Genomic DNA, 20,709 nt, shown 5'->3' with positions numbered 1-20,709 from the left:
CATGAGCAACCCACTGGTCGCCACGACCTCCGACATCGCTTCGACAAGCGCCGCGCACCGCGACGGCTGGACCGGCCTGCCGCTCGCCGACGACTACATGGGCATCAAGGCCGCCATCGACTCCGGCAGCTGGATCGACGGCTCAGTGGCGGGCTTGGGCGCCGCTCTCGACGGGGCGTCCATCGTCATCGACCCGTTCAGCACGCTCCTGTCGATGGGCATCGAGTGGGCCATCGAGCAGGTCGAGCCACTGAAGCAGGCACTCGACTGGCTGGCCGGCGACCCCGAGACCATCGAGACGCACGCCTTGACCTGGGACAACATGGCCAGTGAGTTGTTCTCCATCGCCGAGGACCTCAAGGCGCGGCTGGTCGGCGACCTCGACGGATGGCAGGGCACGGCCGCCGACGCCTACCGCGACATCCTGACCATCAACATCGACGTCGCCGGGATCTTCGCGGGCACGGCCGCCGGCATGGGTGCCGCGACCCGTGGCGCGGGAGTCCTGGTGCAGACGGTGCGGGAGGTGGTGCGCGCCTTCATCGCCGACTGCATCGCCAAGGTCGTGGTGTGGCTGGCCGAGGTGGTCTTCTCTGTCGGCTTCGCCACACCGCTGGTCGCCTCCCAGCTCGCGGTCGCCGTCGTCCGCTGGACCGGCCGCATCTTCGGCTGGCTGATGGGCCTGATCAGCAGCCTCTCCGCCCTTCGCGCACTCCTCGACGTCTAGGCGGCCCTCGATGCGACAACTCATGGCGGCTCTGCGGACCACCGCCGTCGTGGTGGTCCTGTTCGCTGTGGCGGGTATCCACAAGCGGCCCCCGGGCCCCACCCCACCGCACGGCGGTGGCGACGATGGCGCCAAGCCTAAAAAGTTCAACCCGGCAATGATGCCCAAGCGCGTGGGAGCGGCCCAGCAGCACGGCCTCAAGCGCGCCGGGGAGGGCCGCCCGAAGGACGCCGACACATCCGAGCCCGAGGTACCCAAGAGGACCAACCCCTGGGACGACCCCGAGTTCGCCGACGCCCTGTACGACATGGACCGCTTCGGTCAGATGGGCGACGGGGCGATGGACAAGATCTGGGACGGCGACGGCAAGGGCAATGGCGACCACAAGCCCTCCTCCACCGAGCCCGGCAAGACGCGCTTCCCGCCCGGCACCACCAGGGAGCAGGTCGAGGGCTGGTTCAAGAGCATCGCCGCCAACCCCGACAGCCGCCCTCAGGCGCGTCCCGGCGGCGACGGCTGGGTCGTCATCGGCACTCGCGACGGCATCACCTGCAAAGTTACCCTGGACAAGGACGGCAGCATCTCCGGCGGCCACCCCGTCAGCGGCGAGGGCGTCACCACCAACCCGCTGCCCTAACCACCGCACCCACGGGAGACCCATGGAAGTCAACGATTACATCCGGCGCACCCTCCGGATCATCGACCAGCTCGCACCCAAGATCAGCCCGAAGTACCTGCCGATCGTCCGGGACGCCGCCGGCGCCGGGGCCTGGGACCTGGCGATCACGACGCTCGTCGGCGCCGTGTGGGAGGAGGGCGTTGTGATCACCATGGCGGAGAAGGACGCGCTGCGGGAGCTCATGGAGTACCTCCAGGAGCCTCTGACGCGCCTGGAGCAGATCCGGACCTCGGACTGACGGCCGAAGCGTAGATCGGGCCCCTCGAACCCTGCACCGTGTCGACCTCCGCCCCCGCTGGCACTCCCCCGCCGAGGCCGCCGTCCTGCTCGGCTTCGGCATCTCCAAGGTCAGGACGCGGGTGGGAACGGGAGCCAGCGGCCAGACGACCGCCACAGACGACGCGTCCTGGCCAGCCTCACCCAGTCGTCACCGTACGGATCTTCTCCAGAATGCGGTCGGCGTCCTGGCCCAACTCCACGACGATGTTCAGCGCTTCCCGCCACACCCCACGCGCCGCCGACCGTTCGCCCACAGCGAGATGGGTGTCGCCGAGGTGCGTAAGCGTGGTTGACTCGTAGTAGCGTTCGCCCGCCTCGCGCCAGAGCGACAGGGCCTGTCGGTAGCACTCGGTGGCCTCGGAATACTGGCCCAGATGGTGGTGCACGCACCCGAGGCTGTCCCAGGTGTGAGCCTGCCAGTAGCGGTCACCGGCCTCCTGTTGCAGCAACAGCGCCCGCTGGCAGTGGCGTAGCGCAAGCTCGTGGTCACCGAGCTGACTGTGGTACCAACCCGCGTTGTTCAGGGCGTTCGCCTGCCCGGCTCGGTGCCCAACCGCTCGGAACAGCCGCTGCGCCAGTTCGGCGTAGCGCAGGGCGAGCCGGGGCTGACCGCGATGCTCGGCGACCGTACCCAGGTTGAGCAGGGTGCGGGCCTGCCCGACCTGGTCGCCGAGCCCGCGGTAGAGCCGCACCGCGTGCCACAGGTGGTCGCGCGCCTCGCCGTGCAGACCCCGACGCAGATGCGCGATGGAGATGTTGCGGTGTGCGCGGGCCTGCCCGTCCCGGTCCCCGACGCGGCGGGCCGCCTCCAGCGCGAGCTGTTGAACGATTGCCTGGTCATGCCAGCGGCCACACCGGTCCAGGAACGTGGTCAGGGCCCAGCCGAGCTGCCACGCGTGGACGTCGTAGCCGTCGCCGCCGGCCCGCCGCAGAAGATCGAGCAGCACCGGGTACTCCTGGCTGAACCAGGTCCGGGCGACCTCGCGGTCGCCGATGGCCGCCACAGTCACGCCCGCCACCGCCGGTGGTAGCCCGATCGGATCCCGATGCGGATGCAGTCGCAGGTCGGCGAGGTGGGCGCCGGCCAGGTAGTGGTCGAACATCCGGTTGGTCACCGCGAGCCGCTCGGCGCCGTCCTCCTCGATGTCCGTCCGCTCCATGGCGTACGCGCGGAGCAGGTCGTGCATCGTGTACCTGCCGGGCGTGTGCTCGGTGACCATGTGCGCGTGCGCCAGCTCAGCCAACAGCGGGCGTACCCGCGCGGGTGGAACACCGGCGAGGCTGGCCGCGGCCACCACACCCAGATCCGGGCCGGGATGGATGCCGAGCAGTCGGAACAGGCGCGCGGCCGGACCACTCAGGGCGCGGTACGACCAGGAGAAGACCGAGCGGACATCGGTTTCGGCGTCGGTGAACCCCTCCAGACCTCCGTGGGCCAGGTCCAGTTCCTCGGCGATGGCCCGCAGCGAGAAGCGGGGGTGGTCGACCAGCCGGGACGCAACGATGGCCAGTGCCAGGGGCAGCCCCGCCGACCGGGCCGCGATCGTCGCGACGGCTGCCGGCTCGGCGGTGAGCCGGGTCGCTCCGAGGCGGCGGATCAACATACTGTGCGCGTCGCCGAGCGGCAGCGGGTCGACGGTGATCGGATGGGCCCCCTCGGTCATCACCAGGCCGGTCAGCCTGCTGCGGCTGGTGACCAGGGTGAGGCAGCCGGGTCCACCCGGCAGCAGCGGGCGGACGTGCTCGCTGTCGCGGGCGTTGTCCAGCACCAGCAGGACCCGACGACCGGCCAGCAGCGTGCGCAGCAACGCCGACTGGGCGGCGAGCCCTTCGGGCAGCTGCTGTGCCGGCACCTCGAACGCGTCCAGGAAGCCACGAACCGCCTCACCGGGGTCAAGCGGCGGACCGGTTGGATGGAAGCCGCGCAGATCGACGTGAAGGTGGCCGTCCGGAAACCGGTCGGCCACGAGGCGGGCGAAGTGGACCGCCAGGGCCGTCTTCCCCACCCCCGCGATGCCGGAGAGGACCGCCACCATGGCCGTGCGGGTCCGAGCCCCCGCGTCCAGCAGCCCGGACAACTCGTCAAGCTCGGCGGTGCGTCCGGTGAAGGCGTACGGCGACGCGGGTAGCTGCGCCGGAACCGGCTTGGTCGTGGTCGATGCCCCCGGCTGGCTGGGCTCCGGCCGGGAGATTGCCGCGGGCGCCGTGACCGGTGCCAGTCGCGGGTCGGCGTTGAGGATTGCCCGGTGCAGCTCGGTCAGTTCCGGTCCCGGCTCGATCCCTAGTTCACCCACCAGCAGTCGGCGTACCTGGTGATACGTCCGGAGCGCCTCGGTCCGGCGGCCTGCCCGGTACAGGGCGAGCATGAGCTGCCCGTGGGCCCGTTCGCGCAGTGGTTCCGCGGCGACCAGGTCGGCGATCTCGTCCACGAGTTCGGCTCCGCCGCCCAGCGTGAGTTCAAGCGACAGGCGTTCTTCCTGGAGGCTGCGGCGTTGGTCGTTGAGCTGGGCCGCCGCCGCCTCGACCAGCCGGCCGGTCACTCCGGTGAAGGCGGATCCGCGCCACAGCGCCAGCGCCTCCCGCAGGTGGACGATCGCGCCGGTCAGGTCACCGGCCGCAGCGAGCCGGCGGCCCTGCCGTGCGCGCTCGACGAAGACCCGCAGGTCGATCTCGTCGTCCGGGACGCGAAGCAGGTAACCGCCGGAGTCGGTGACGATCTCGCCAGCCCGCGCCAACTGCCTCCGCAAGGTCGACACGCAGTTGCGGACCACCTTGACCGAGCTGGTGGGCGGATGCTCGTCCCAGATCACGTCGACCAGCCGCGACAGCGGCACCACGTGGTTCGCGTCGAGCAACAGGGCGGCCAGGATCCGTTGCTCCCGTGCTGCGCCCAGGGAGATCTGGCCAGCGTCGAGTCGTACTCGGAGCGGGCCCAGCGCCTCGAACCTCACGTACCTCCCGCCCTCGTCCGCGCCGCACGAGCTGTTCTCCGTGAACCGCGTGGGACCGCCGAATGAGCCCCGCCATCGCGGATTTTCCCACCGCTACGAGCTATTGCACAGCTAACTGTCGATGGCTCTGTTCCGTGGTGTTTCGGCGCCGCCGGGGACGAGCCGGGGATCGATCGGGGACGGCCGGGCGCAGGGTGCTCCGGAAGAGTCACTGCTGTGCGGGAGGAAGTCATGATGCATCGCAAGATCTGGTTCGGCCTGCTCGTGCTGGCCCTGGCAACGGTCTCCCTCGGCTTCGGGGCGCGCGGCCAGGCCGACCCCGGCTGGCCGGGCCCACCGCCGCGACACCGGGCCACGGAACTCTCCGACGCGATCCTGTTCAACGACGGGCCGGCTGCCTTCCGACTGGTCTACCTGCAGCGCCCGCCGACCCGGTGGACATCAGCGCTGCGGTACGCCCAGAGCGCGCTCAACGCCGAGCTGACCCGCCGGGGCACCTGGTCCGACGTGATGATCGGGCAACGGGTACAGAGCGGCAACCCGGTCGTGGTGCGCGACGGGCTCGTCACCCTCGTCGCACTGGCCCGCGAGGTGTTCAACCGGACATTCGGCAAGGAGACCGTGGACTCCGCCGTGCTCCTGGTCAACGACGCCCTGTTGGAGAACGCGTACGAGGTCGTCCGGGCAGACTCCTACATCGACATGGACAACAACAACCGCACCCCGCTGGAGGTCGGCACCATCCGGGCCGTCTTCGCCGGTGGCTTCGCCGACTGGTCCTGGGACATGGCCGGCAACCCAGCGCCACGGGCCAAACTGGTGCAGGACCAGTTCATCGCGACCATCGCCCGCGACCTGCGAGCCGGGTAGTCGACTGTGGACGACACCCGGTTGGGCCGGTGGATCGCCGGGATGGCGGTCGTCGCCATGCTCCTCGTGGGCTACCTCACCAGGGCGGTGCTGCCGGTAGCTGCGATGCCGGCCCCGCCCGGCCGGACGGTGGCCCGCGCACTCGTGCCGGAAGGCTGGGCGTTCTTCACCCGCGACCCCCGCCGGCCCAGCCCGGTGGCCTACACGACGGACCGGGACGGCGGGTGGCGGCCCGCCTCGAGCAGCAGCCGCGGCCCGGCCGGCCTGGACAAGCGGGACCGTGCCCGCAGCGCCGAGATCTCGCTGCTCACCCGCCGACTCGACGGAACCTCGTGGACCCGGTGTGACGGGGAACCCTCCACCTGCCTGGCCGCCGCCCGGGCCACGGCGGTGACCAACACCGCCACCGTACGCACGCTCTGCGGCGACATCGGGATCGTCCTTCAGGAGGTACTGCCATGGGCCTGGAACGACCTGCCGACCGTGCTTCCGTCCCGGCTGGCCCGCCTCGCGGTGAACTGCTAGACCGGTGGCTGGCCCGGCTCGGCCGGCGCTGCCGTCCCGCCCTGGCCGTCGCGCCCTGGTCGAGCGGATTCGGGCTGGCCCGTACGCTGCTGGCCACCGGCACCTGCGCCACCCTGCTGGTCAACCCGCCGGCAGTCCTGCTGTCGATGGACAGCGCCGAGGACTGCACCGGGCCGGCCGCCGCCGGCATCTGGTGCGTGCTGCCCGCCCAGCAGGGGCAGCACGCCGCGTGGGCGGCGATCGCCGTGCTGGTAGTGGTGGCCAGCGGCTGGCGGCCCCGCTGGACGGCGCTGCCGCACTGGTACATCTCGTGGAGCGTGATCGCGAACCTGTCCGCGTTGGACGGCGGTGACCACATCACCGCGACCCTCAGCCTGTTGCTGCTTCCGATTGCCCTCACCGACCCCCGGCGGTGGCACTGGCAACCGCCCCCGGCGGGCACCGCGATCGGCGCCGGCCGGGTGGTCGCGTACGCCGCTCTGGTCCTCGTCTGGCTCCAGGTCGCCGTCGTGTATCTGCACGCCTGCATCGCGAAGCTCGGCGTCACCGAGTGGGCCGACGGTACGGCGATGTTCTACTGGCTACGCACACCCGGGTACGAGCCACCCGACTTCCTGCGTCCGCTCATCGAGGGGGTCACCGGTTCCGCAGTGGGGGTGACGCTGTTCACCTGGTCGGTGCTCGTGCTGGAGTTCGCCCTGGCCCTCGCCCGGCTGATGCCCGCCGAGCTGCGCCGCCTGCTCCTGGTCGCCGGGCTGGTGTTCCACGTCGGTATCGCGGTCGTCCTGGAGCTGGTCACCTTCGGTCTCGCGATGAGTGGGGCGCTGCTGCTCTATCTGTTGCCCGTGGGACACCAGGTCAGGCTGCCGGCGATTGTGGTGGCGCGGGTGGGCGGTGCCCGTCGAGCCAGTCGGTAGGCGGCCTGTGGGCCCGAGCACTTCGACGCGGATACTTCACTGCTGTACTCCTCATCTTGCAAGTTCTCTGCGCTCCGTCCGGCGGGGTCCGTCCACGTCCGCGACCTCGGGTGGCTGTCTGTGGTCGGCCGTTGAGAGCGGCCGCCTCGTTGGGTCTTTCACCGTGGTTTCTGGCGGCGGTCATTGCAAACTCATGCTGTTTCTGTGCGTCGCTCAGCTGCTGCAGCTCTCGAAGTACCCCTCCCAGGGGTGGGGCAGGGATCGACGTAGGGCGAGGCTCCCGGTAAGACAGCAGTCGACCAAGATCCGATGCCCCAACCGGAAGCCTCGCTGTTGTCCTACCCTGCCGCGATTCCCCTGTCCGACCGCACCCTCATTTGCCTCGCTGACCTGATCCGCAACCACCGAGTGCAGGTGGAGAATCGCGCAGCGCTTGGCTGGCGGTTCAACAAGTTTGACCCGAGTACCAGGCGTTGGATACGGCGTTGGCGCCGCCGATGTCCCACGTTCCCGGGCCGATGCACCAGCTCCAGTCGTTGCGGGGCCACGTCGCGTCGACATAGATGATCACGTGGGTGTTCCCGCAGTGGTTGTACCAGGCCGTCACCGCGTCTTCGTAGTAGCCGCAAACCTGCGCGGCGACGTCCTCGCTGCCGGGCTTGGCCTGCTCCGAAACCGCGCTGGTTTCGGGTTGGGACAGGCGGGAGTTGGCGCCCGGACTTGCCTGTGCCACGGTCCCGGACAGGGTGAGTGCGCCGAGGATCGCGGTCACTGCCGAGATCCGAAACGCCGTTCTGTACCACATTTTCACAATGGTCTCCTGTCAGCCGCCGCTGCGGCCTAGATGATGCTGCTGGCTGCATGAAGTGATCGATGTACTTCCTCGCGCTCCTTCCATCGCGAAAACACGGATCGATGTAACACGCTCAAGTGAACCTTCTTCCGTAAGCCGGAATCAGATTCAACCCTGACTGAGCGGACTTCCTCAGATAAGAGTGCAGGCCACAGCCGGGTCTGTCGTTACTGGTAAGCGCACAAGTCTTTAGTCTGCGCGTACTCTCGCGCACTGCTCGCGGAACTGGCGTGGCGAAAGACCGTAGGCGCTGCGGAACGCCTGGCTGAAGTGCGCCGGGCTGGTGAACCCCCACTGGGCGGCGATCGCGTGGATCGGGCGCGCGCCTAGTTGGGGGTTGGCGAGGTCGCCTCGGCACTGCTCCAGGCGACGCTCGCGGACCCAGCCGGCAACCGTGTGCCCTTCCTCGTGGAACAGCTTGTGCAGGTATCGCAACGAGATGTGATGCGCTGCGGCAATCGCGTCCGGTGTCAGGCGCGGATCGCCCAGATTCTCTCGGACGAAGGCGTGGATCTGAGCCATCAACGCTCGCCGTCGGGTGTGGGAGGGCACCGCGCTTTGGACGTCCAGCGCGTTGGCCAGTGCCGCTGTCAACACGTCAATGGTGAGGGTGGACAGCCGGGCGGCGTCCAACGGACTGAGTTCGCCCATGTGCCGGGCAAGGTGCAGCAGGAATTGTGAAGATAACGCGCCGATGCCTTGGGCGCCAGGAATGCGAACTGCGCTCAGGCGCCGCAACTCCCGACGGGGCAATGGCAGTAACGAGCGCGGGAAGCGCAGGAGCAGCAGCTGACTAACTGGCACATCGGGGGTGAATTCGGCCAGGTAGGGCCGGGAGGTGTCATACAGTATCAGGTCCCCCACGCCGAAATCTGTGCGATGGCCATCTTGCGTGATCATGCCGCCACCGCGCACAAGGCAACCCAGCTTGAACACCTCGGGATCGGCCTGCCGAATGAGCTTGGGAGTGCGGTGGACCGAGTGCGGCATCGTGGTCATTAATGTCGCCTGCACGGGACCGAACTCGCTGATTCCGACCTGAGCCCGAAATCCGGGCTCCCACTGCGATTCACAGCGTAAATCGTAGGGCACCCAGAGCTTCGAGTTTACCTCGCGCCAGAAGGCGAACCCGTCTTCAACCGGGACCTCGGTGGTGCTGACTACGTCCATGACTCACCTTCGCGCTGTCGCTGCAGGGGTCAGATAACGATAGCTTGGCGTCGATGTAGCGGTGTTGCGATGTTGTGGTGCGGGTCAGGCATTAGGGCTTTTCATCGTGATGGGCCTGGTCGCGATGGGTGGCAGGCAGTGTGTGTCGACATAGGACGAGGCTCCCGGTAAGACAACAGTCGGCCAAGATCCGCTGCCCCAACCGGGAGCCTCGCTGTGCTGTCTCACCCGTCTGCGGTCGCGCTGTCCAGCCGCACTCTGAACCACATGGCCGACCCCATCCGCGCCGAACGCACCCGCCGCCGTGGCCTGTGGCGACGTCTTGATGCCGGCAGGCCCTGCTCACCCTGGCCCATCTGGGTAACGGTGACACCATCGCTCGTCTGGCCTGCGGCTTCGCGGTCAGCGTCACCACGGTCTGGCGGTACGTCCGAGAAGCCCTCGACTTGCTCGCCACGCACGCCGACTCGCAAACGTATCGACGGCCAGTGGAAGGACCTTGGTCAGCCCTTAACAGAGGGCCGAGGCGCTAACGGATGGTGAAGGTCAGCGGGTTCGAGATGCCGAGGCCGCCGTGGGAATCGTGGACCCGCACGGTGAAGGTGGACGACGTGCCGGCCGACAGGGCCGTCTGGAACTGGTAGCGCTGTCCGCTGTTGGTCGGCGTCACGGCCAGCCGGGTTTCGCCGAGGTAAAGCTCCACCCGGCTGACGAGGTCCCCGGGATCGGTGTCGGCGACGTCGGCGGCCAGCGTGACGGTCGTCGGCTCGAGGAAGTAGGTCTGCCCGCCGGGGGTGCTCAACGCCACCGCCGGCGGGTGGTTGGTGCCGGTGGACGGCGGCGTCACCACCGTGACCAGCAACGGCGGCGCAGCGCCCGACAGCGACTGGTCGGTGCCGGCCGAGACGTACAGCACGAAGGTGGTGCTGGTGCCGGGCTCCCCGATCGGTGGTGTCCACAGCGCCTCGTACCGGTCGCCGGTCGTCCTCACTCCCCGGGCCACCGTGACGCCGTCCACCCGGAACGACACCGAGGTGATGCTGTGTCCGCCTCCCACGGTCGCGGTCGCCGCCAGCGGGACGGTTCCCGGCGTGGTGTACACCGCGCCGGCGGTCGGGCTGAGCCAGGTGACGATCGCCGGGTAGTCAGCGACCGGCGGTGTGGTCGTCCGGGTCGGCGTCACGCTGGGCAGGACGCTGCCGGTGCACGTGACGCCGTTAAGCGTGAACGACGCCGGTATGGGGTTGCTGCCCGACCAGGCGCCAACGAAACCGATGTTCGCGGAGCCATTGGTGCCCAGGGTCGCGTTCCAGCCCAGATTGGTCGCGCTGACCTGCTGGCCCGCCTGGGCCCAGGTAGCGCTCCAGGTTTGCGTGAGCCGCTGGTCGACTGCAGGGAACGCGAACCGCAGCGTCCACCCGTTAACTAGGTCACCCAAGTTGGTGACCGCGATGTCGGCGTGGAAGCCACCGGTCCACTGGCTGGTGACGACGTAGTTCACCCGACACCCGGCCGCCGCGTTCGCCGCACTGGCGTGTGAGATCGCGGCCATCATCGCGACCATGGCAACAGCGATGGCGGCCACAGCAGTCAGCGACTTCCGCATGGCACACCTCGCCGTAGATAGCTGAGCATCTATGACTATGTCGACTGTCCTGCTGCTCCGCCTTCCTGTCAAGGCACGCACGGCAGTCCCGCCGCCGGCAGGACAACGGACAGCCCGCCCATGGCTGATCGGTAGCGACCACAGCGCCGAGCAGGCAGAAGAGTGGATAGCGCAGCTTCCCGCCTGGTCCGCGACTGAACGCCAGGTCCTGGGCGACTTCGCGTCAAAGAACGCAACGAAGTGGGCGGGCAAGTCCCGGCAGAACACCGAGCGTTGGGTACGCGACCTCGCAATGTGGAGCGGCGAGTGGGCGGATCACCAGACCGATGGCCATCAGTCAGCCCGTGAGCCACAGCGCGGGGGCACCCTCTCGTGATATGGGCGCCAGCCAGCAGCCCCGCTCAGGACCGCATATCAGGTCACTCAGCCGGGCAGGTCCGCGGCGGCCCGAACCGAGAACCAGCCGCGCTGCTCCCAATCCGCTCCCAATGTAAGCCACACATACCGCTTCTGACCTACACAAACTGAGAGTGGGCGATGCTGGTATCGAACCAGCGACCTCTTCGGTGTGAACTCTCGGCGAGCCGGTCCGATCGGTGTCATCCGAGGTCGTACGGCGTGCTGGGGTCGCTTCGGGTCGGGTTCGGTGGGCAGGGTTGCTGTACTTCGCTGCTGTACTGCTCGTCGACGAGGAACTGTCTGAAGTGAGTGCGTATCTCCAGCCAGTGGCGGTGTTCGTCGCAGGGGTGGAGTCGGCCGCAGCGGCACAAACTCAGGGCCGACTCGGCGTGCTTGGTCAGCAGGATGTCCGCATGGGCCACCTGCGCCTTCGCGTACTCCCGAAAGGCTGTCGAGGTGTAGATGGCTCCCATCGGTCACCGCCCTGCCCTGCGGGCGTGGCGGTGGTGCCAGAGGGCCTCGGCGACGGCGTCCACGGGGTCGATGTCCCCGGCCGCCAGGCGCTCGCGGGTAACGGCGATCCAGGGTGGCGACGCGGGGGTGGCTTCGCCGCACGCGGTGCGCATCCCTTCCTGGGCGAGTTGGGCCAGCTGGCAGGGGTCGCGTTGGTTCGTGTGCCAGCAGCCGGTGGCAACGCAGAAGCCGGCGCTGTCGGGCCGGTGAGCCTCCCAGAGAGCGCGGGCCAACCGCCACAGCAGACGGTGCTGGCATTCTGCAGGCGGCTCTTCGGGCGGGCTGTCGACATTGAAGGACATGCGCCGACCATCCCGGCCAGCGGTAGGCCGTTCCATGGCCAGCGGTCATGTCACGGTGACATGGGACGGCTCGACCAGTGCGAATGGTCGCCCTAGGCTGTCGATCTGAACACCTTGAGTAGTCGGAACGCGACGCTGGGAGCTGCCGTGAGGCTCGATCCGCTGCGAATACCGGAGGATGCGTGGTCGCACGGCGAGGTACTGACCGCCCTGGCCGCCCGCGACATCGGCGGACTGTTCCGCTGGATCACCAGTCTCACCGGGGCGAGTCAAGGCCGGATCGGGGCCGCCGTCGGGCTGGAACAGGGCTACGTCAGCCGGATCATGGCCGGACGCAAGGTCACCTCGATAGACGTCCTGGAGCGGATCGCCGACGGCTGCCGGATGCCCGACCAGGCGCGCACCGCGATGGGCCTGGCACCCCGACAGACCACACCACCCACCGGACCCGACCGGCGCACCCCCAGCGAGCCGGTTCACCGGACCTGGCAGGAGGACGTACGAAGTGCCGCAGAGCTTTGGCGAGGTGACGTGAACCGTCGAGAAGTACTCCGGCAGGTGGCCTTCAGTTCCGCCGGCTACACCCTGCCGGCGCTGCGCTGGTTCACCGCCCCCGACCCGGCCCCGGTCACCCAATCGGGCCGCAACACCGTCGGTCAACCCGAGATTGACACCATCCGCGCGATGACCGCGACCTACCGTCAGTTGGACAACCAGTACGGCGGCGGCCATGCTCGCGACACCGTCGTCCGTTGCCTCCATCAGGAGGTGACCCCGCTGCTCACCGACGGCCGCTACGACCATGGCACCGGTCAGCGGCTGCTCAGCGCCGCCGCCGAACTGGCTCAACTCGCCGGATGGCAGGCGTACGACACCGCCGAGCACGGCATCGCCCAGCGGTACCTCACCCTCGCCCTGGACTTCGCCCACGCCGCCGGAGACGACGGCCTCGGCGCGGAGATCCTCGCCGCGATGAGCCACCAGGCCACCTACCTCGGCCACACCACCACCGGCCTTGACCTCGCCCGCGCCGCCGGCCAGACCGCCCGCCGCGCCGGGGTTCCGGTCCTGATCGCCGAAGCCCACGTCATGGAAGCCCACGCCCTGGCCAAAGCCAACGACGAACGGGCCTGCGCCGCCGCCCTGCACCAGGCAGAACAAGCCCTCGACCGAGCCGACCGCAGCACCGAACCGCAGTGGCTCAGCTACTTCGACGAGGCGTACCTGTCGGCCAAGTTTGGCCACTGCTTCCACGCCCTCGGCCGCAACACCCACGCCGAACGCTTCGCTGTCCGGTCCCTGCACATGGACAACCGATATGTACGCGGCCGAGCCTTCAACCTCGCCCTGCTCGCCAGCGTGCACGCCCAACAGGGCGAACCTGACCGGGCCAGCGCCGTCGGCGCGGAAGCCCTGACCCTGACCACCCAGCTACGGTCCGCCAGAGCCGTCCGCTACCTCCGGGACCTGCAAACTCAACTCGCTCCGCACCGGCGGCTCCCCGCCGTCCGGCACTTCACCGGCCGCATCGACGCCACGCTCGGTCGGCGGCGCTGACCGTCACAGCTCTCCCCGGGCTTTACGCGCAACCAGCTCCAGCACCGCGATCACCGTGCCGGCACCGAGGATCTCACCCCGGGACACCAGCCCGTACGCCTCGTCGAGCGGAATCCACGCGACCTGTTCCGCCTCGTTCACGTCCAAAGGTGCGCCGATGTGCTCAGCCTTACGAGCCAGGAACAGGAGGTTCTCGGCGTCGGCAGTGGCGACCCACGGTTGGAAGGACAGCAACAGCTCCACCCCTTGAGGCCGCCAGCCGGTCTCCTCCTCGACCTCCCGCACCGCGCACTGCGCCGGCTGCTCGTCGTCGTCGACATAGCCGCCGGGCAGCTCCCATACCCACCGGTCGAACACGAACCGGTGCCGCCGCATCAACAACAGGCGCTCCTGGCCGTCGAGCACGGCGACCATGGCCGACCGGGGAGCCCTGATCACGTACTGCTCGAACCGAACCCCGTCGGGCAGCTCCACCTCGGCGATGCTCAATTGCGCCCGCCGGGTGTCGTCCACGACCCGCTCGCCGTGGATGGTCCACCGGGTCAACTCCGTCGTCTGCTCCTGCTCCTTCACCCCGCCAGTATCCGCGCCGAACCTCACCACGCACCGCATGCCCGGTTAGGCAAAGAGCCGTACGCCGCCGACGCATCGTGTCGAGCGATGCCCCGTCCTGCACCCTTTCGCGAGGTAGCTGGTCACGCCTTGCCAGCAAACTGTCCAGCAACGCTGATCGCTGTGGCCGCGACCGCCGAAAGCATCCCCACGATCGCGCCCAGGGTTGTCAGTCCTTCCCTGGGTGACGCCCAAAGCCCGCGGTTCATTTGACGCCAGGCGTTCGGGACGATGGTCATCCTGAGCTTCTGCCACTTGTGCTGCCGCTTGCTGCATCCGAGCAGGAGGCCAGCCGAGTTGTTCCGGCAGAGGGTCCCGTCCCGGTTGACGGCGCAGCACCAAACAGGCGCTTGGAACAGGAAGAAGCCTGTCACCAGTATGGACAGCACGAGCAGCGCCACCGGCCCCACAGAGCGAGTCCACCAGGCCGTAATGAGGATGAGTGGTCTGCTCGGCTTGCCCGGGTCGATGGCAGACGGGATGGCCTGCGCAACCGCCCGCGGACCGCAACGCGCCGACGGGTTGCAACCATCTCGGAGTCCGAGCGCCCCCGCCGGAGGCCCAGTAACCGCTACCCCGCGACCGCCGCCAGCTCGCCGACGCGGCCGGCGTGCGCTCCCCTACGCCGCGCGGACTCGTGGCCGCGCGGCCCGGCCGGCTGCCGGCCCACCACTACACCGATCAACGGCCTGTCGTTCTGCGGCGGCCCCTGGGCTTCCCGCTTCCGCGCCAGCCGCCGGGCGTGTTGCGTAGCCGGAGTCGGAGCGCCAGCGGAGCGACGGATGCGCGCCCAGGCGGCGGCGCGTGCGGCCCGTTCAGGGCCGCCTTGATAGACGTACAGAAAGTCCTCCCACACCGCCGACAGCCGGCAGTGTCCTCCGTCGGCTGACGTGCGACAGTCGTCCGCCAACTGATCGGCGACGTCAGCGCGGATGGCGGCAGGAGAGGACTTCTGGGCCAGCCCTGAAAGCGCCGATCGCGTACCTTGCACCCATGCCAGTGCCATCCCCCGACACGGTGCAAGGTGCGACCCATGCCCCACCAAATCGCCGCCTCACCAAGGTTGCGTTTTCTCTAGCGCTGGTCGCCGTAGGGCTGATCGGCGGCTTCGGGGCGGCCAGGCTTGCCGACGATCCGCACACTGCCAAGCCGGAGCTGCTCGTTGGGACGGTCACCTGGTCGAACGACGAGACAAGGTCCATCGCGTTTGAGGAAGACGGAGCGCTGCAGAGTCCTCTCGATGGCGACACGATCTACTCGGTTATCGCCGAAAGCTGGCAGGACGTGCGCGGGACACTGCACCACGACGGCACGTATCCAACCTGCCTGGCCGGCGAAGCGAACGAGCCTGACTCAATGGACCGGCACCGTGTCGAGCTCGAAGTCCTACACCGAGACACCGGCGCTCAGCCACAGCACATCGCCGTCCACGTCCGCTGCCTGGATTGATGGCACGACCCTGGGCGCCAGCGCGTCTGGCCATCCCTCCGCCATGAGGTCGGCCGACGGTGACACACACTCAAATCGGTAGATCCGGCGCTCACGCTCTGCCGACCTGCCGCTAGGCCTTGGACCATATGTCGCACATCACCTGGCGGACATGTGGAGCCACAATGACGACGATCCGCGGCTCGGGCAGCCGTTGTGCCTGGACTGCTACGACCACGAGCACCAGGCCATCTGAAACTACTTCTCCGGCGAAGCTGTGGCGACGCACCAGACAAGCCATCGAACGTCACCTCGCCGCGACCCGCGACGCACTCAAGAGACTCGGCGATCCTCTCGGTCGCTGACACACCAGCCGGTCAGGCCGGGCAGCGGTGACGCTGGTGCTCCTTCAGCTCTCACTAGCGTTGGCGCCTGGCAGGTCGAGGTAGGCCAGCAGCCGCAGGACTCCGGCAAGGTGTTGCAGGTCGTGCCAGAGCACCGGCACGTCGCCTGCCGGACGGCGCAGCAGTGCATGTAGCTCTGCCACGTCGTCACTGATCTGCCCGACGTCGAGCCCCGACTCCGGAACGTCTCCCAGGTCGAACGCGGTCCTCAGGTCGACGTTCCAGTAGAGGTCGACATCGACACGGGACAGATCGATCTCCGCGCCGAACCGCTCCTCCACCATGTCCAGCAGCACACCGCACACCCGGCGGAGGTCCTGGACCCTCAACACGTCCGTCACGTTCACCGCCCTCCCGGCAGCGCCACACACCGGTTGCTGTACAGGCAGCAAAAAGGCCACCTCCCGAACCCGGGAAGCGGCCTCTGAACTGCCAGAACTGAGAGTGGGCGATGCTGGTATCGAACCAGCGACCTCTTCGGTGTGAAACAGGACGCTGCGCCCCCTCTGAGCTGCGGCAACGTAGAGCCGCAGGCAGGGGTCGGTGCAGTTGAGCGCCATTCGAAGCCGTTGGGCGCAGTTCACGGCCGTTCAAGGCACCCCGCTGCTCCCAACTCGCTCCCCCAAACCGGGCCCGCGCCGGGCCACCGACCGACCTTGAAGTGCCGGCCCCAGTACCCCTGCTTGGCGCCAGCGCTGGCTCCCACAGCCGCATCGGTCGACGGGGAAGCACGTCCACGAACGCCGCGCCTTGTCAGCGGCATGAGAGTGCGCTCGTCGGCAGCACCTTTCTCGTTTACTCTGCACCGAGTGTTCGACCACGACGAGATCGTTCGGCTGTACGGGCCGTGGGAGGTCCGCACCCCACGGGACGCTGCCAAGCTGTTCGAGGGTTACTGCGGCCGTTGGTGGGTCGCCGGCGGCTGGGCCATCGAGGCGTTCACGAACTCTCCGCGTCAGCACGACGACCTAGATCCCAGCATCCCGCGTTCCGACGTCGCAGCGTTGCGCCAGCACCTTTCCGGGCGGCTCGACGTGTGGGCGGCAGACGATGGCGCCCTCCGCCCACTCTTCGGCCAAGACGACCTGCTCCCTGCGACGTGCGGCAATCTATGGCTGCGGACCAGCGGCGCGGACCCGTGGGAATACGACGTCATCCTCATGGACATCACCTCGACGAGGTGGACGTACAAGCGCGATGCCCGAATCAACCTCCCGGCCGACGAGATCCTCTGGACCCGAGAAGACATCTCCTACCTTCGGCCGGAGGTTCAATTACTCCACAAGGCCCCGGGCCTCAGACCGAAGGACCAAGCGGATTTCGAAGCCTGCCTGCCCCTCCTTGAACCGGCCCCTCGGGCGTGGCTCCGCTCGGCGTTGGGTGTCGCTCACCCGGGCCACCCGTGGATAGCTCACCTGTAGGCCGGAGACGTTGCCACCGTTTCCTGGCATAATCCGCTCATCGGCACGACCGGGCGCCGCGACGCCCGGCCAGCGGCAGATCCGGTCATACGGTCGAGGCCTGCCCGTCGTGCGGTGCTGCCTCCCGGGCACACTGAAGACCATGGGAGACAAGGCGTGCGCGAGGCCGCTGTGCTCGTGGAACTATGTCGACCGTGGGGCTGAATGATAAACAACTGGTGGAACGGCTCCACTGATCAGCTCGCGGCCTGCTCGCGTAGTGGCCTGGTCGAGCTGGCGGCGGTGCTACCGGCAACGGGCAGATTCGTCGTTGCCCGGCTTGACGGAACGAGGATGACGGATGCGGACCACGCCTTCTACGAGTTCTCCGACGCCCTGCTCTTTCCCGGCTACTTCGGCTGGAACTGGGACGCGTTGTCCGACTGTCTCCGTGATCTGAACTGGTTGCCTGCGGACGGGTATCTGATCGTTGTCGACAACGCGCCCCGGTTGCTGTCGAGCAGTGCCGACGCTCAGCACACGCTGTTCCGGATCCTGTCGCGGGCCGTTCATCACTGGGCGCGCCCGCTCGGCCAGCCGGACGGCAAGGGCGTCCCGTTCAAGGTGCTGCTGCTGTGCGACCGCGACGAGGAGGCGACGCTGCTGCGGCAGGAGATCGCCTGCGCAGTCCATAGCATGCGGTGAAAATCGTCGATACTCGCGGCCGCGGCCTGCCAGCCGCTTCGGCAGAACCAGTCGTCGTAGCGACCACTCGGCGGCAGATCAGGATGCCAGGTAATGAAATTCAGTCGGAAGCGCTCGCTCCCAGGCTACGGCCGTAGAGACACCGCTGCGATCGAGGATGATGCCCTGCGTGCCCATAGTCGATCTGCTTCGAGCTGGAGTGACCACACCGCGCCCTGACCCGGTGGCGTGTGCCGCATGGCTCGCGTCGGTGCACGAGAGCATCAGAGGAGCCGGTGGTGCGGTCACCACCTCGGTCGAGGAACCAACGGTTGGCCAAAACTATTACCGGATCAGTGCGCGACTCGGTGGCGGCAAGCCGTTGTGGATTCTTCTCAACTCCGCAGCCGCCCTGGTTGCTGCGGCTCAACAGCGAGATCGTCATCTGATCAACTTGGTGTTCGCTGAGGTCCCGGGCGGGGAGATCTATCGCCGAGCGGGGTTGCGGGTCGCCACCGCGGCGGAGCTGGAGCAACCGATCGAAGATCGGCACCTCCGGGTGCTTACCGACGACGAACGTCGGGATGTCGCCTACCACTGTCCGGGCCGTCTTGGTGACCTGCTGTTCAACTGGTTCGACTGATCTGCCCGTGAACACCTCGCGGCAGACCCGGATACCCCGTCGCGGATTGTCCGGATCAGGACTACCTTGCCTCGATGACGTTCAACTTCGGTATCCCCGGCTACCAGCCAGACTGGCGCCACGGAATCGCTGACGTCACCAGTCGTGACGCTCAGCGACTGCGGGGCCTTGTCGGCCGCAGGTTGACGTCTACCTGGGTGGTCTGGGATGACGACGACGATTCGTGGTTCGCCGACTGCCCGGTGGTGCTCGACTTCGATGAGGAGCGCCTGGAGATCAACCATCAGAAGTTCGACGATCTGTCGATCACCTGGTGCGCGATCGACGTGACCCGGGCGCCGATATGGCCGACATCGGATGGCTTCCGCCTGCGGTGGCGCGACGATGCTCCCGCGCCGTTGGCTGCTCGACGCGGGCAGCGCCTTGAGGCGGTGGAGCTCCTGGAGTACACCGGGGGCGACCTGGCGGACGGCACCGTGGCGCTGGGCCTGCGATTCGCCGATGGCTGGCTGACGATCTACAACGCGCTCGACGAGAATGGGATCGAGGTCGGCGAGCTCTCCCCGCAGTACCGCCGACACCGGTTGAACTGAGCCGCGATCCTCCGAACTCGACCAGGCAAGATGGTCAGCGGCATGAGCGGACGGATCCTGCTGGCCAGGGCGTGTCTAGAGCGGATCCAGGAGCAGCACGCCGTCCGGTGAGTAGAAGTAATCGCGCACGTGCCGAGCCCAGTCTTCAATCTTCGGGTCTTCCGACTGCGACAACCACTCAGACAGACGCGCGTGCTCGTCGGTGTATCCGTTCTCCAAGAGCCACTGAAGCGTGTCGCCCCGGCCCGCTCCGAAGATGGCCTGGGCGTCGAAGCCGATGCCTAGGTCCATGTCGCCCGTGCGGAACTTCGCCCCATACAGGCGGGGTGAGTCCCCGGGATCGCCGATTAGGAACAGCAGAAAGGCCGTTACGTAGACCTGCTCGTACTCGTCGCTCTCGCCCACGTCCGGGCCTTCGCGCCACGCCCTTTCGAGGTCGAAGATCTCTCGGAGCATCGCGTGGTAAGGGCCGGGATCATCTACGTCAGCCATCCGGAGCGCTTCCCGACGCGAAGCCGGACTCGAGAGGTCCAAAGACTCGGCCATGTGTGCACGCTAGTCGGGTGCCCGCTCATCGGCAGAGCCGCGAGCGTTTGCTACGTCCCGGAGGCCATGTACGCGGCGAGGATGTAGTTGGGGTGGCGGTCGAGGTTCTTGCGGGCTCGGTCGTAGCGCATGGTGGTTCGGGGGTCGGCGTGGCGGGCGGCGATCTGCACGTCTCGGAGGCTGACGCCGGCGTCGAGCATGGTGGTCACGAAGGTGTGGCGCAGCATGTGGGGGTGCATCCTCGGCATCCGGATCCCCGCCGTGTCGGCGAGGTGCTTGAGTCGGCGGGTGGCGGCGTGCCGGTCTATCCGTCGACCGTGGGTGTTCCGCAGGATCGGCCCGCTGGTGCGCTCATCGACAGCCCGGTCGATGGCCCGAGCCACCGCGGGTGGCAGCGGGACCAGTACGACCTTGCCGCCCTTGCCGCGCACCCGTAGGACCCGGTGGCCGTGTTCCTCGCCCAAATCGGCGACATTCGAACCGCAGGCTTCAAAGATCCGCAGCCCGAGCAGGCCCAGAAGCGCGACCAGGGCGAAGTCGTTCGGATTCGAGGACTTACGGGCGGTGGTGATCAGGGCCTCGAACTGCAGGTGACCCAGTCCGAGGGTCGGCGACTCAGCCGGCACCGTGGGCCGGCGGACATAGTCGGCAGGCGAGTGCTCCAGGATGGCGTCGATGACGCAGACCCGGTAGAACCCGACCACGACCGACAGCCGACGGGACACTGTCGAGGGTTGATACCGGCGTACGTCCTGCAGCCAGCGCACGTACCGTTCGATGTCCACCCGCACCGCCGTCAGCGGGCCAAGGCCGTGGTCGCTGCACCAGCGGAGGAAAACGTGCAGGTCGGACTCGGTATGGGCGCGCGTCTGGCCGCGATAGCGGCCCAGGAAGGCCGACACCGCGGCTCGTAGAACGAGTTGATCGGCAGGTACGACACGATAAGCCGAAGCAGGAGAGGTAGTCATACGTCACTGTGCGTCACCTGCGGTAAAGAACGCCAGCACGCCGGGAGCGGCAGATCAGTGAACGTGGACGTCCCGCCTGCATC

At 68.0% G+C, this 20,709-nt stretch carries 23 protein-coding genes and 3 pseudogenes; 15 read left to right on the top strand and 11 right to left on the bottom strand.

Annotated features, from left to right (window positions below):
• Nucleotide 1: 1 nt before the first annotated feature.
• From ACX27O_RS25740 to ACX27O_RS25725, 4 genes and pseudogenes are all read left to right on the top strand, one after another.
• Nucleotides 2-727: a WXG100 family type VII secretion target gene (locus tag ACX27O_RS25740; RefSeq protein WP_030333699.1), complete on the top strand. Its 726-nt coding sequence runs from the start codon at nt 2-4 to the stop codon at nt 725-727.
• Nucleotides 728-737: 10 nt separating this feature from the next.
• Entirely contained in the window at nt 738-1,364 is a 627-nt protein-coding gene (locus ACX27O_RS25735; RefSeq protein WP_081883897.1) for an EndoU domain-containing protein, read from the top strand.
• Nucleotides 1,365-1,386: 22 nt separating this feature from the next.
• Nucleotides 1,387-1,644 (top strand): hypothetical protein, encoded by a 258-nt coding sequence (locus tag ACX27O_RS25730; RefSeq protein ID WP_210865699.1) that lies wholly within the window; start codon nt 1,387-1,389, stop codon nt 1,642-1,644.
• Between the two features lie 31 nt (nt 1,645-1,675).
• Nucleotides 1,676-1,777: pseudogene (locus ACX27O_RS25725) on the top strand (excisionase family DNA-binding protein); the annotation flags it as partial.
• Nucleotides 1,778-1,822: 45 nt separating this feature from the next.
• Here the strand turns inward: ACX27O_RS25725 and ACX27O_RS25720 are convergent.
• Entirely contained in the window at nt 1,823-4,636 is a 2,814-nt protein-coding gene (locus ACX27O_RS25720) for an AfsR/SARP family transcriptional regulator (RefSeq protein WP_458940221.1), read from the bottom strand.
• A 231-nt stretch (nt 4,637-4,867) separates the two neighbouring features.
• Here ACX27O_RS25720 and ACX27O_RS25715 point away from each other — a divergent pair, with 231 nt between their 5' ends.
• The 3 genes from ACX27O_RS25715 to ACX27O_RS25705 are packed head-to-tail and all read left to right on the top strand — an operon-like array spanning nt 4,868 to nt 6,948.
• On the top strand, nt 4,868-5,506 hold the full coding sequence (locus ACX27O_RS25715) for a hypothetical protein (protein WP_130399913.1): 639 nt from the start codon (nt 4,868-4,870) through the stop codon (nt 5,504-5,506).
• Nucleotides 5,507-5,512: 6 nt separating this feature from the next.
• The gene (locus tag ACX27O_RS25710; protein ID WP_458940220.1) at nt 5,513-6,031 is read left to right on the top strand and encodes an SdpA family antimicrobial peptide system protein; all 519 of its coding nucleotides are present in this window, start codon (nt 5,513-5,515) and stop codon (nt 6,029-6,031) included.
• Nucleotides 5,965-6,948 carry a sporulation-delaying protein SdpB family protein gene (locus ACX27O_RS25705; protein WP_458940219.1) on the top strand — a complete coding sequence of 328 codons (984 nt, stop codon included), beginning with the start codon at nt 5,965-5,967 and terminating at the stop codon, nt 6,946-6,948. The genes ACX27O_RS25710 and ACX27O_RS25705 overlap by 67 nt, the downstream gene beginning before the upstream one ends.
• 445 nt (nt 6,949-7,393) lie before the next feature.
• Here the strand turns inward: ACX27O_RS25705 and ACX27O_RS25700 are convergent, their stop codons facing one another.
• Nucleotides 7,394-7,720, bottom strand: coding sequence for a DUF6355 family natural product biosynthesis protein (locus ACX27O_RS25700; protein ID WP_357633208.1), 327 nt, complete (start codon nt 7,718-7,720; stop codon nt 7,394-7,396).
• Between the two features lie 270 nt (nt 7,721-7,990).
• On the bottom strand, nt 7,991-8,971 hold the full coding sequence (locus ACX27O_RS25695; protein WP_358133891.1) for an AraC-like ligand-binding domain-containing protein: 981 nt from the start codon (nt 8,969-8,971) through the stop codon (nt 7,991-7,993).
• 216 nt (nt 8,972-9,187) lie between these two features.
• On the opposite strand from ACX27O_RS25695, the pseudogene ACX27O_RS25690 reads away from it, so the two are divergent.
• Nucleotides 9,188-9,438 (top strand): annotated as a pseudogene (locus tag ACX27O_RS25690) (helix-turn-helix domain-containing protein); the annotation flags it as partial.
• 62 nt (nt 9,439-9,500) lie between these two features.
• Here the strand turns inward: ACX27O_RS25690 and ACX27O_RS25685 are convergent.
• The 3 genes from ACX27O_RS25685 to ACX27O_RS25675 form a co-directional block, all read right to left on the bottom strand.
• A complete protein-coding gene (locus tag ACX27O_RS25685) occupies nt 9,501-10,577 on the bottom strand; it encodes a cellulose binding domain-containing protein (RefSeq protein ID WP_357633213.1) in 1,077 nt (358 codons plus the stop codon).
• Between the two features lie 599 nt (nt 10,578-11,176).
• Nucleotides 11,177-11,449 (bottom strand): hypothetical protein, encoded by a 273-nt coding sequence (locus ACX27O_RS25680; protein WP_358133888.1) that lies wholly within the window; start codon nt 11,447-11,449, stop codon nt 11,177-11,179.
• Nucleotides 11,450-11,452: 3 nt separating this feature from the next.
• Nucleotides 11,453-11,791, bottom strand: a complete 339-nt coding sequence (locus tag ACX27O_RS25675; protein ID WP_358133885.1) for a hypothetical protein — start codon at nt 11,789-11,791, stop codon at nt 11,453-11,455.
• Between the two features lie 147 nt (nt 11,792-11,938).
• Here ACX27O_RS25675 and ACX27O_RS25670 point away from each other — a divergent pair, with 147 nt between their 5' ends.
• Nucleotides 11,939-13,348 (top strand): helix-turn-helix domain-containing protein, encoded by a 1,410-nt coding sequence (locus ACX27O_RS25670; protein WP_458940218.1) that lies wholly within the window; start codon nt 11,939-11,941, stop codon nt 13,346-13,348.
• A gap of 3 nt (nt 13,349-13,351) precedes the next feature.
• Here the strand turns inward: ACX27O_RS25670 and ACX27O_RS25665 are convergent, their stop codons facing one another.
• Together ACX27O_RS25665 and ACX27O_RS25660 are read right to left on the bottom strand one after the other, a co-directional pair.
• Nucleotides 13,352-13,960, bottom strand: coding sequence for an NUDIX hydrolase (locus tag ACX27O_RS25665; RefSeq protein ID WP_458940217.1), 609 nt, complete (start codon nt 13,958-13,960; stop codon nt 13,352-13,354).
• Between the two features lie 83 nt (nt 13,961-14,043).
• Entirely contained in the window at nt 14,044-14,361 is a 318-nt protein-coding gene (locus ACX27O_RS25660; RefSeq protein WP_051708610.1) for a hypothetical protein, read from the bottom strand.
• A 592-nt stretch (nt 14,362-14,953) separates the two neighbouring features.
• Here ACX27O_RS25660 and ACX27O_RS25655 point away from each other — a divergent pair.
• Nucleotides 14,954-15,409: a hypothetical protein gene (locus tag ACX27O_RS25655; protein WP_458940216.1), complete on the top strand. Its 456-nt coding sequence runs from the start codon at nt 14,954-14,956 to the stop codon at nt 15,407-15,409.
• A gap of 160 nt (nt 15,410-15,569) precedes the next feature.
• A pseudogene (locus ACX27O_RS25650) lies at nt 15,570-15,708 on the top strand (replication initiator); the annotation flags it as partial.
• An 89-nt stretch (nt 15,709-15,797) separates the two neighbouring features.
• Here the strand turns inward: ACX27O_RS25650 and ACX27O_RS25645 are convergent.
• Nucleotides 15,798-16,124, bottom strand: coding sequence for a hypothetical protein (locus ACX27O_RS25645; RefSeq protein WP_458940215.1), 327 nt, complete (start codon nt 16,122-16,124; stop codon nt 15,798-15,800).
• 477 nt (nt 16,125-16,601) lie between these two features.
• Here ACX27O_RS25645 and ACX27O_RS25640 point away from each other — a divergent pair, with 477 nt between their 5' ends.
• The 4 genes from ACX27O_RS25640 to ACX27O_RS25625 all read left to right on the top strand — a co-directional run bounded on the left by ACX27O_RS25640 (nt 16,602) and on the right by ACX27O_RS25625 (nt 19,112).
• Complete coding sequence (locus ACX27O_RS25640) at nt 16,602-17,213, top strand: hypothetical protein (RefSeq protein ID WP_285793651.1); 612 nt, start codon at nt 16,602-16,604, stop codon at nt 17,211-17,213.
• 204 nt (nt 17,214-17,417) lie between these two features.
• A complete protein-coding gene (locus tag ACX27O_RS25635) occupies nt 17,418-17,897 on the top strand; it encodes a barstar family protein (RefSeq protein ID WP_458940214.1) in 480 nt (159 codons plus the stop codon).
• A 250-nt stretch (nt 17,898-18,147) separates the two neighbouring features.
• Nucleotides 18,148-18,519: a hypothetical protein gene (locus tag ACX27O_RS25630; protein ID WP_458940213.1), complete on the top strand. Its 372-nt coding sequence runs from the start codon at nt 18,148-18,150 to the stop codon at nt 18,517-18,519.
• A gap of 74 nt (nt 18,520-18,593) precedes the next feature.
• Nucleotides 18,594-19,112 (top strand): hypothetical protein, encoded by a 519-nt coding sequence (locus ACX27O_RS25625; protein WP_458940212.1) that lies wholly within the window; start codon nt 18,594-18,596, stop codon nt 19,110-19,112.
• 75 nt (nt 19,113-19,187) lie between these two features.
• On the opposite strand, the gene ACX27O_RS25620 is transcribed toward ACX27O_RS25625, so the two are convergent.
• The gene (locus tag ACX27O_RS25620; protein WP_458940211.1) at nt 19,188-19,658 is read right to left on the bottom strand and encodes a hypothetical protein; all 471 of its coding nucleotides are present in this window, start codon (nt 19,656-19,658) and stop codon (nt 19,188-19,190) included.
• Between the two features lie 50 nt (nt 19,659-19,708).
• Entirely contained in the window at nt 19,709-20,560 is an 852-nt protein-coding gene (locus ACX27O_RS25615) for a tyrosine-type recombinase/integrase (RefSeq protein WP_285793656.1), read from the bottom strand.
• Nucleotides 20,561-20,709: the final 149 nt, after the last annotated feature.

It is taken from the genome of Micromonospora sp. SD19, from assembly GCF_054462275.1.
Note: the sequence above shows the minus strand (reverse complement) of the source record. Positions and strands in the feature narration are given on the sequence as shown.

What these genes read in the sequence shown, in the direction of transcription:
- ACX27O_RS25675 (WP_358133885.1), bottom strand. Translation starts at nt 11,791, where the DNA reads ATGTCCTTCAATGTCGACAGCCCGCCCGAAGAGCCGCCTGCAGAATGC.
- ACX27O_RS25715 (WP_130399913.1), top strand. Translation starts at nt 4,868, where the DNA reads ATGATGCATCGCAAGATCTGGTTCGGCCTGCTCGTGCTGGCCCTGGCA.
- ACX27O_RS25695 (WP_358133891.1), bottom strand. Translation starts at nt 8,971, where the DNA reads ATGGACGTAGTCAGCACCACCGAGGTCCCGGTTGAAGACGGGTTCGCC.
- ACX27O_RS25680 (WP_358133888.1), bottom strand. Translation starts at nt 11,449, where the DNA reads ATGGGAGCCATCTACACCTCGACAGCCTTTCGGGAGTACGCGAAGGCG.
- ACX27O_RS25635 (WP_458940214.1), top strand. Translation starts at nt 17,418, where the DNA reads ATGATAAACAACTGGTGGAACGGCTCCACTGATCAGCTCGCGGCCTGC.
- ACX27O_RS25620 (WP_458940211.1), bottom strand. Translation starts at nt 19,658, where the DNA reads ATGGCCGAGTCTTTGGACCTCTCGAGTCCGGCTTCGCGTCGGGAAGCG.
- ACX27O_RS25655 (WP_458940216.1), top strand. Translation starts at nt 14,954, where the DNA reads ATGCCAGTGCCATCCCCCGACACGGTGCAAGGTGCGACCCATGCCCCA.
- ACX27O_RS25730 (WP_210865699.1), top strand. Translation starts at nt 1,387, where the DNA reads ATGGAAGTCAACGATTACATCCGGCGCACCCTCCGGATCATCGACCAG.
- ACX27O_RS25685 (WP_357633213.1), bottom strand. Translation starts at nt 10,577, where the DNA reads ATGCGGAAGTCGCTGACTGCTGTGGCCGCCATCGCTGTTGCCATGGTC.
- ACX27O_RS25735 (WP_081883897.1), top strand. Translation starts at nt 738, where the DNA reads ATGCGACAACTCATGGCGGCTCTGCGGACCACCGCCGTCGTGGTGGTC.
- ACX27O_RS25665 (WP_458940217.1), bottom strand. Translation starts at nt 13,960, where the DNA reads ATGCGGTGCGTGGTGAGGTTCGGCGCGGATACTGGCGGGGTGAAGGAG.
- ACX27O_RS25740 (WP_030333699.1), top strand. Translation starts at nt 2, where the DNA reads ATGAGCAACCCACTGGTCGCCACGACCTCCGACATCGCTTCGACAAGC.
- ACX27O_RS25625 (WP_458940212.1), top strand. Translation starts at nt 18,594, where the DNA reads ATGACGTTCAACTTCGGTATCCCCGGCTACCAGCCAGACTGGCGCCAC.
- ACX27O_RS25705 (WP_458940219.1), top strand. Translation starts at nt 5,965, where the DNA reads ATGGGCCTGGAACGACCTGCCGACCGTGCTTCCGTCCCGGCTGGCCCG.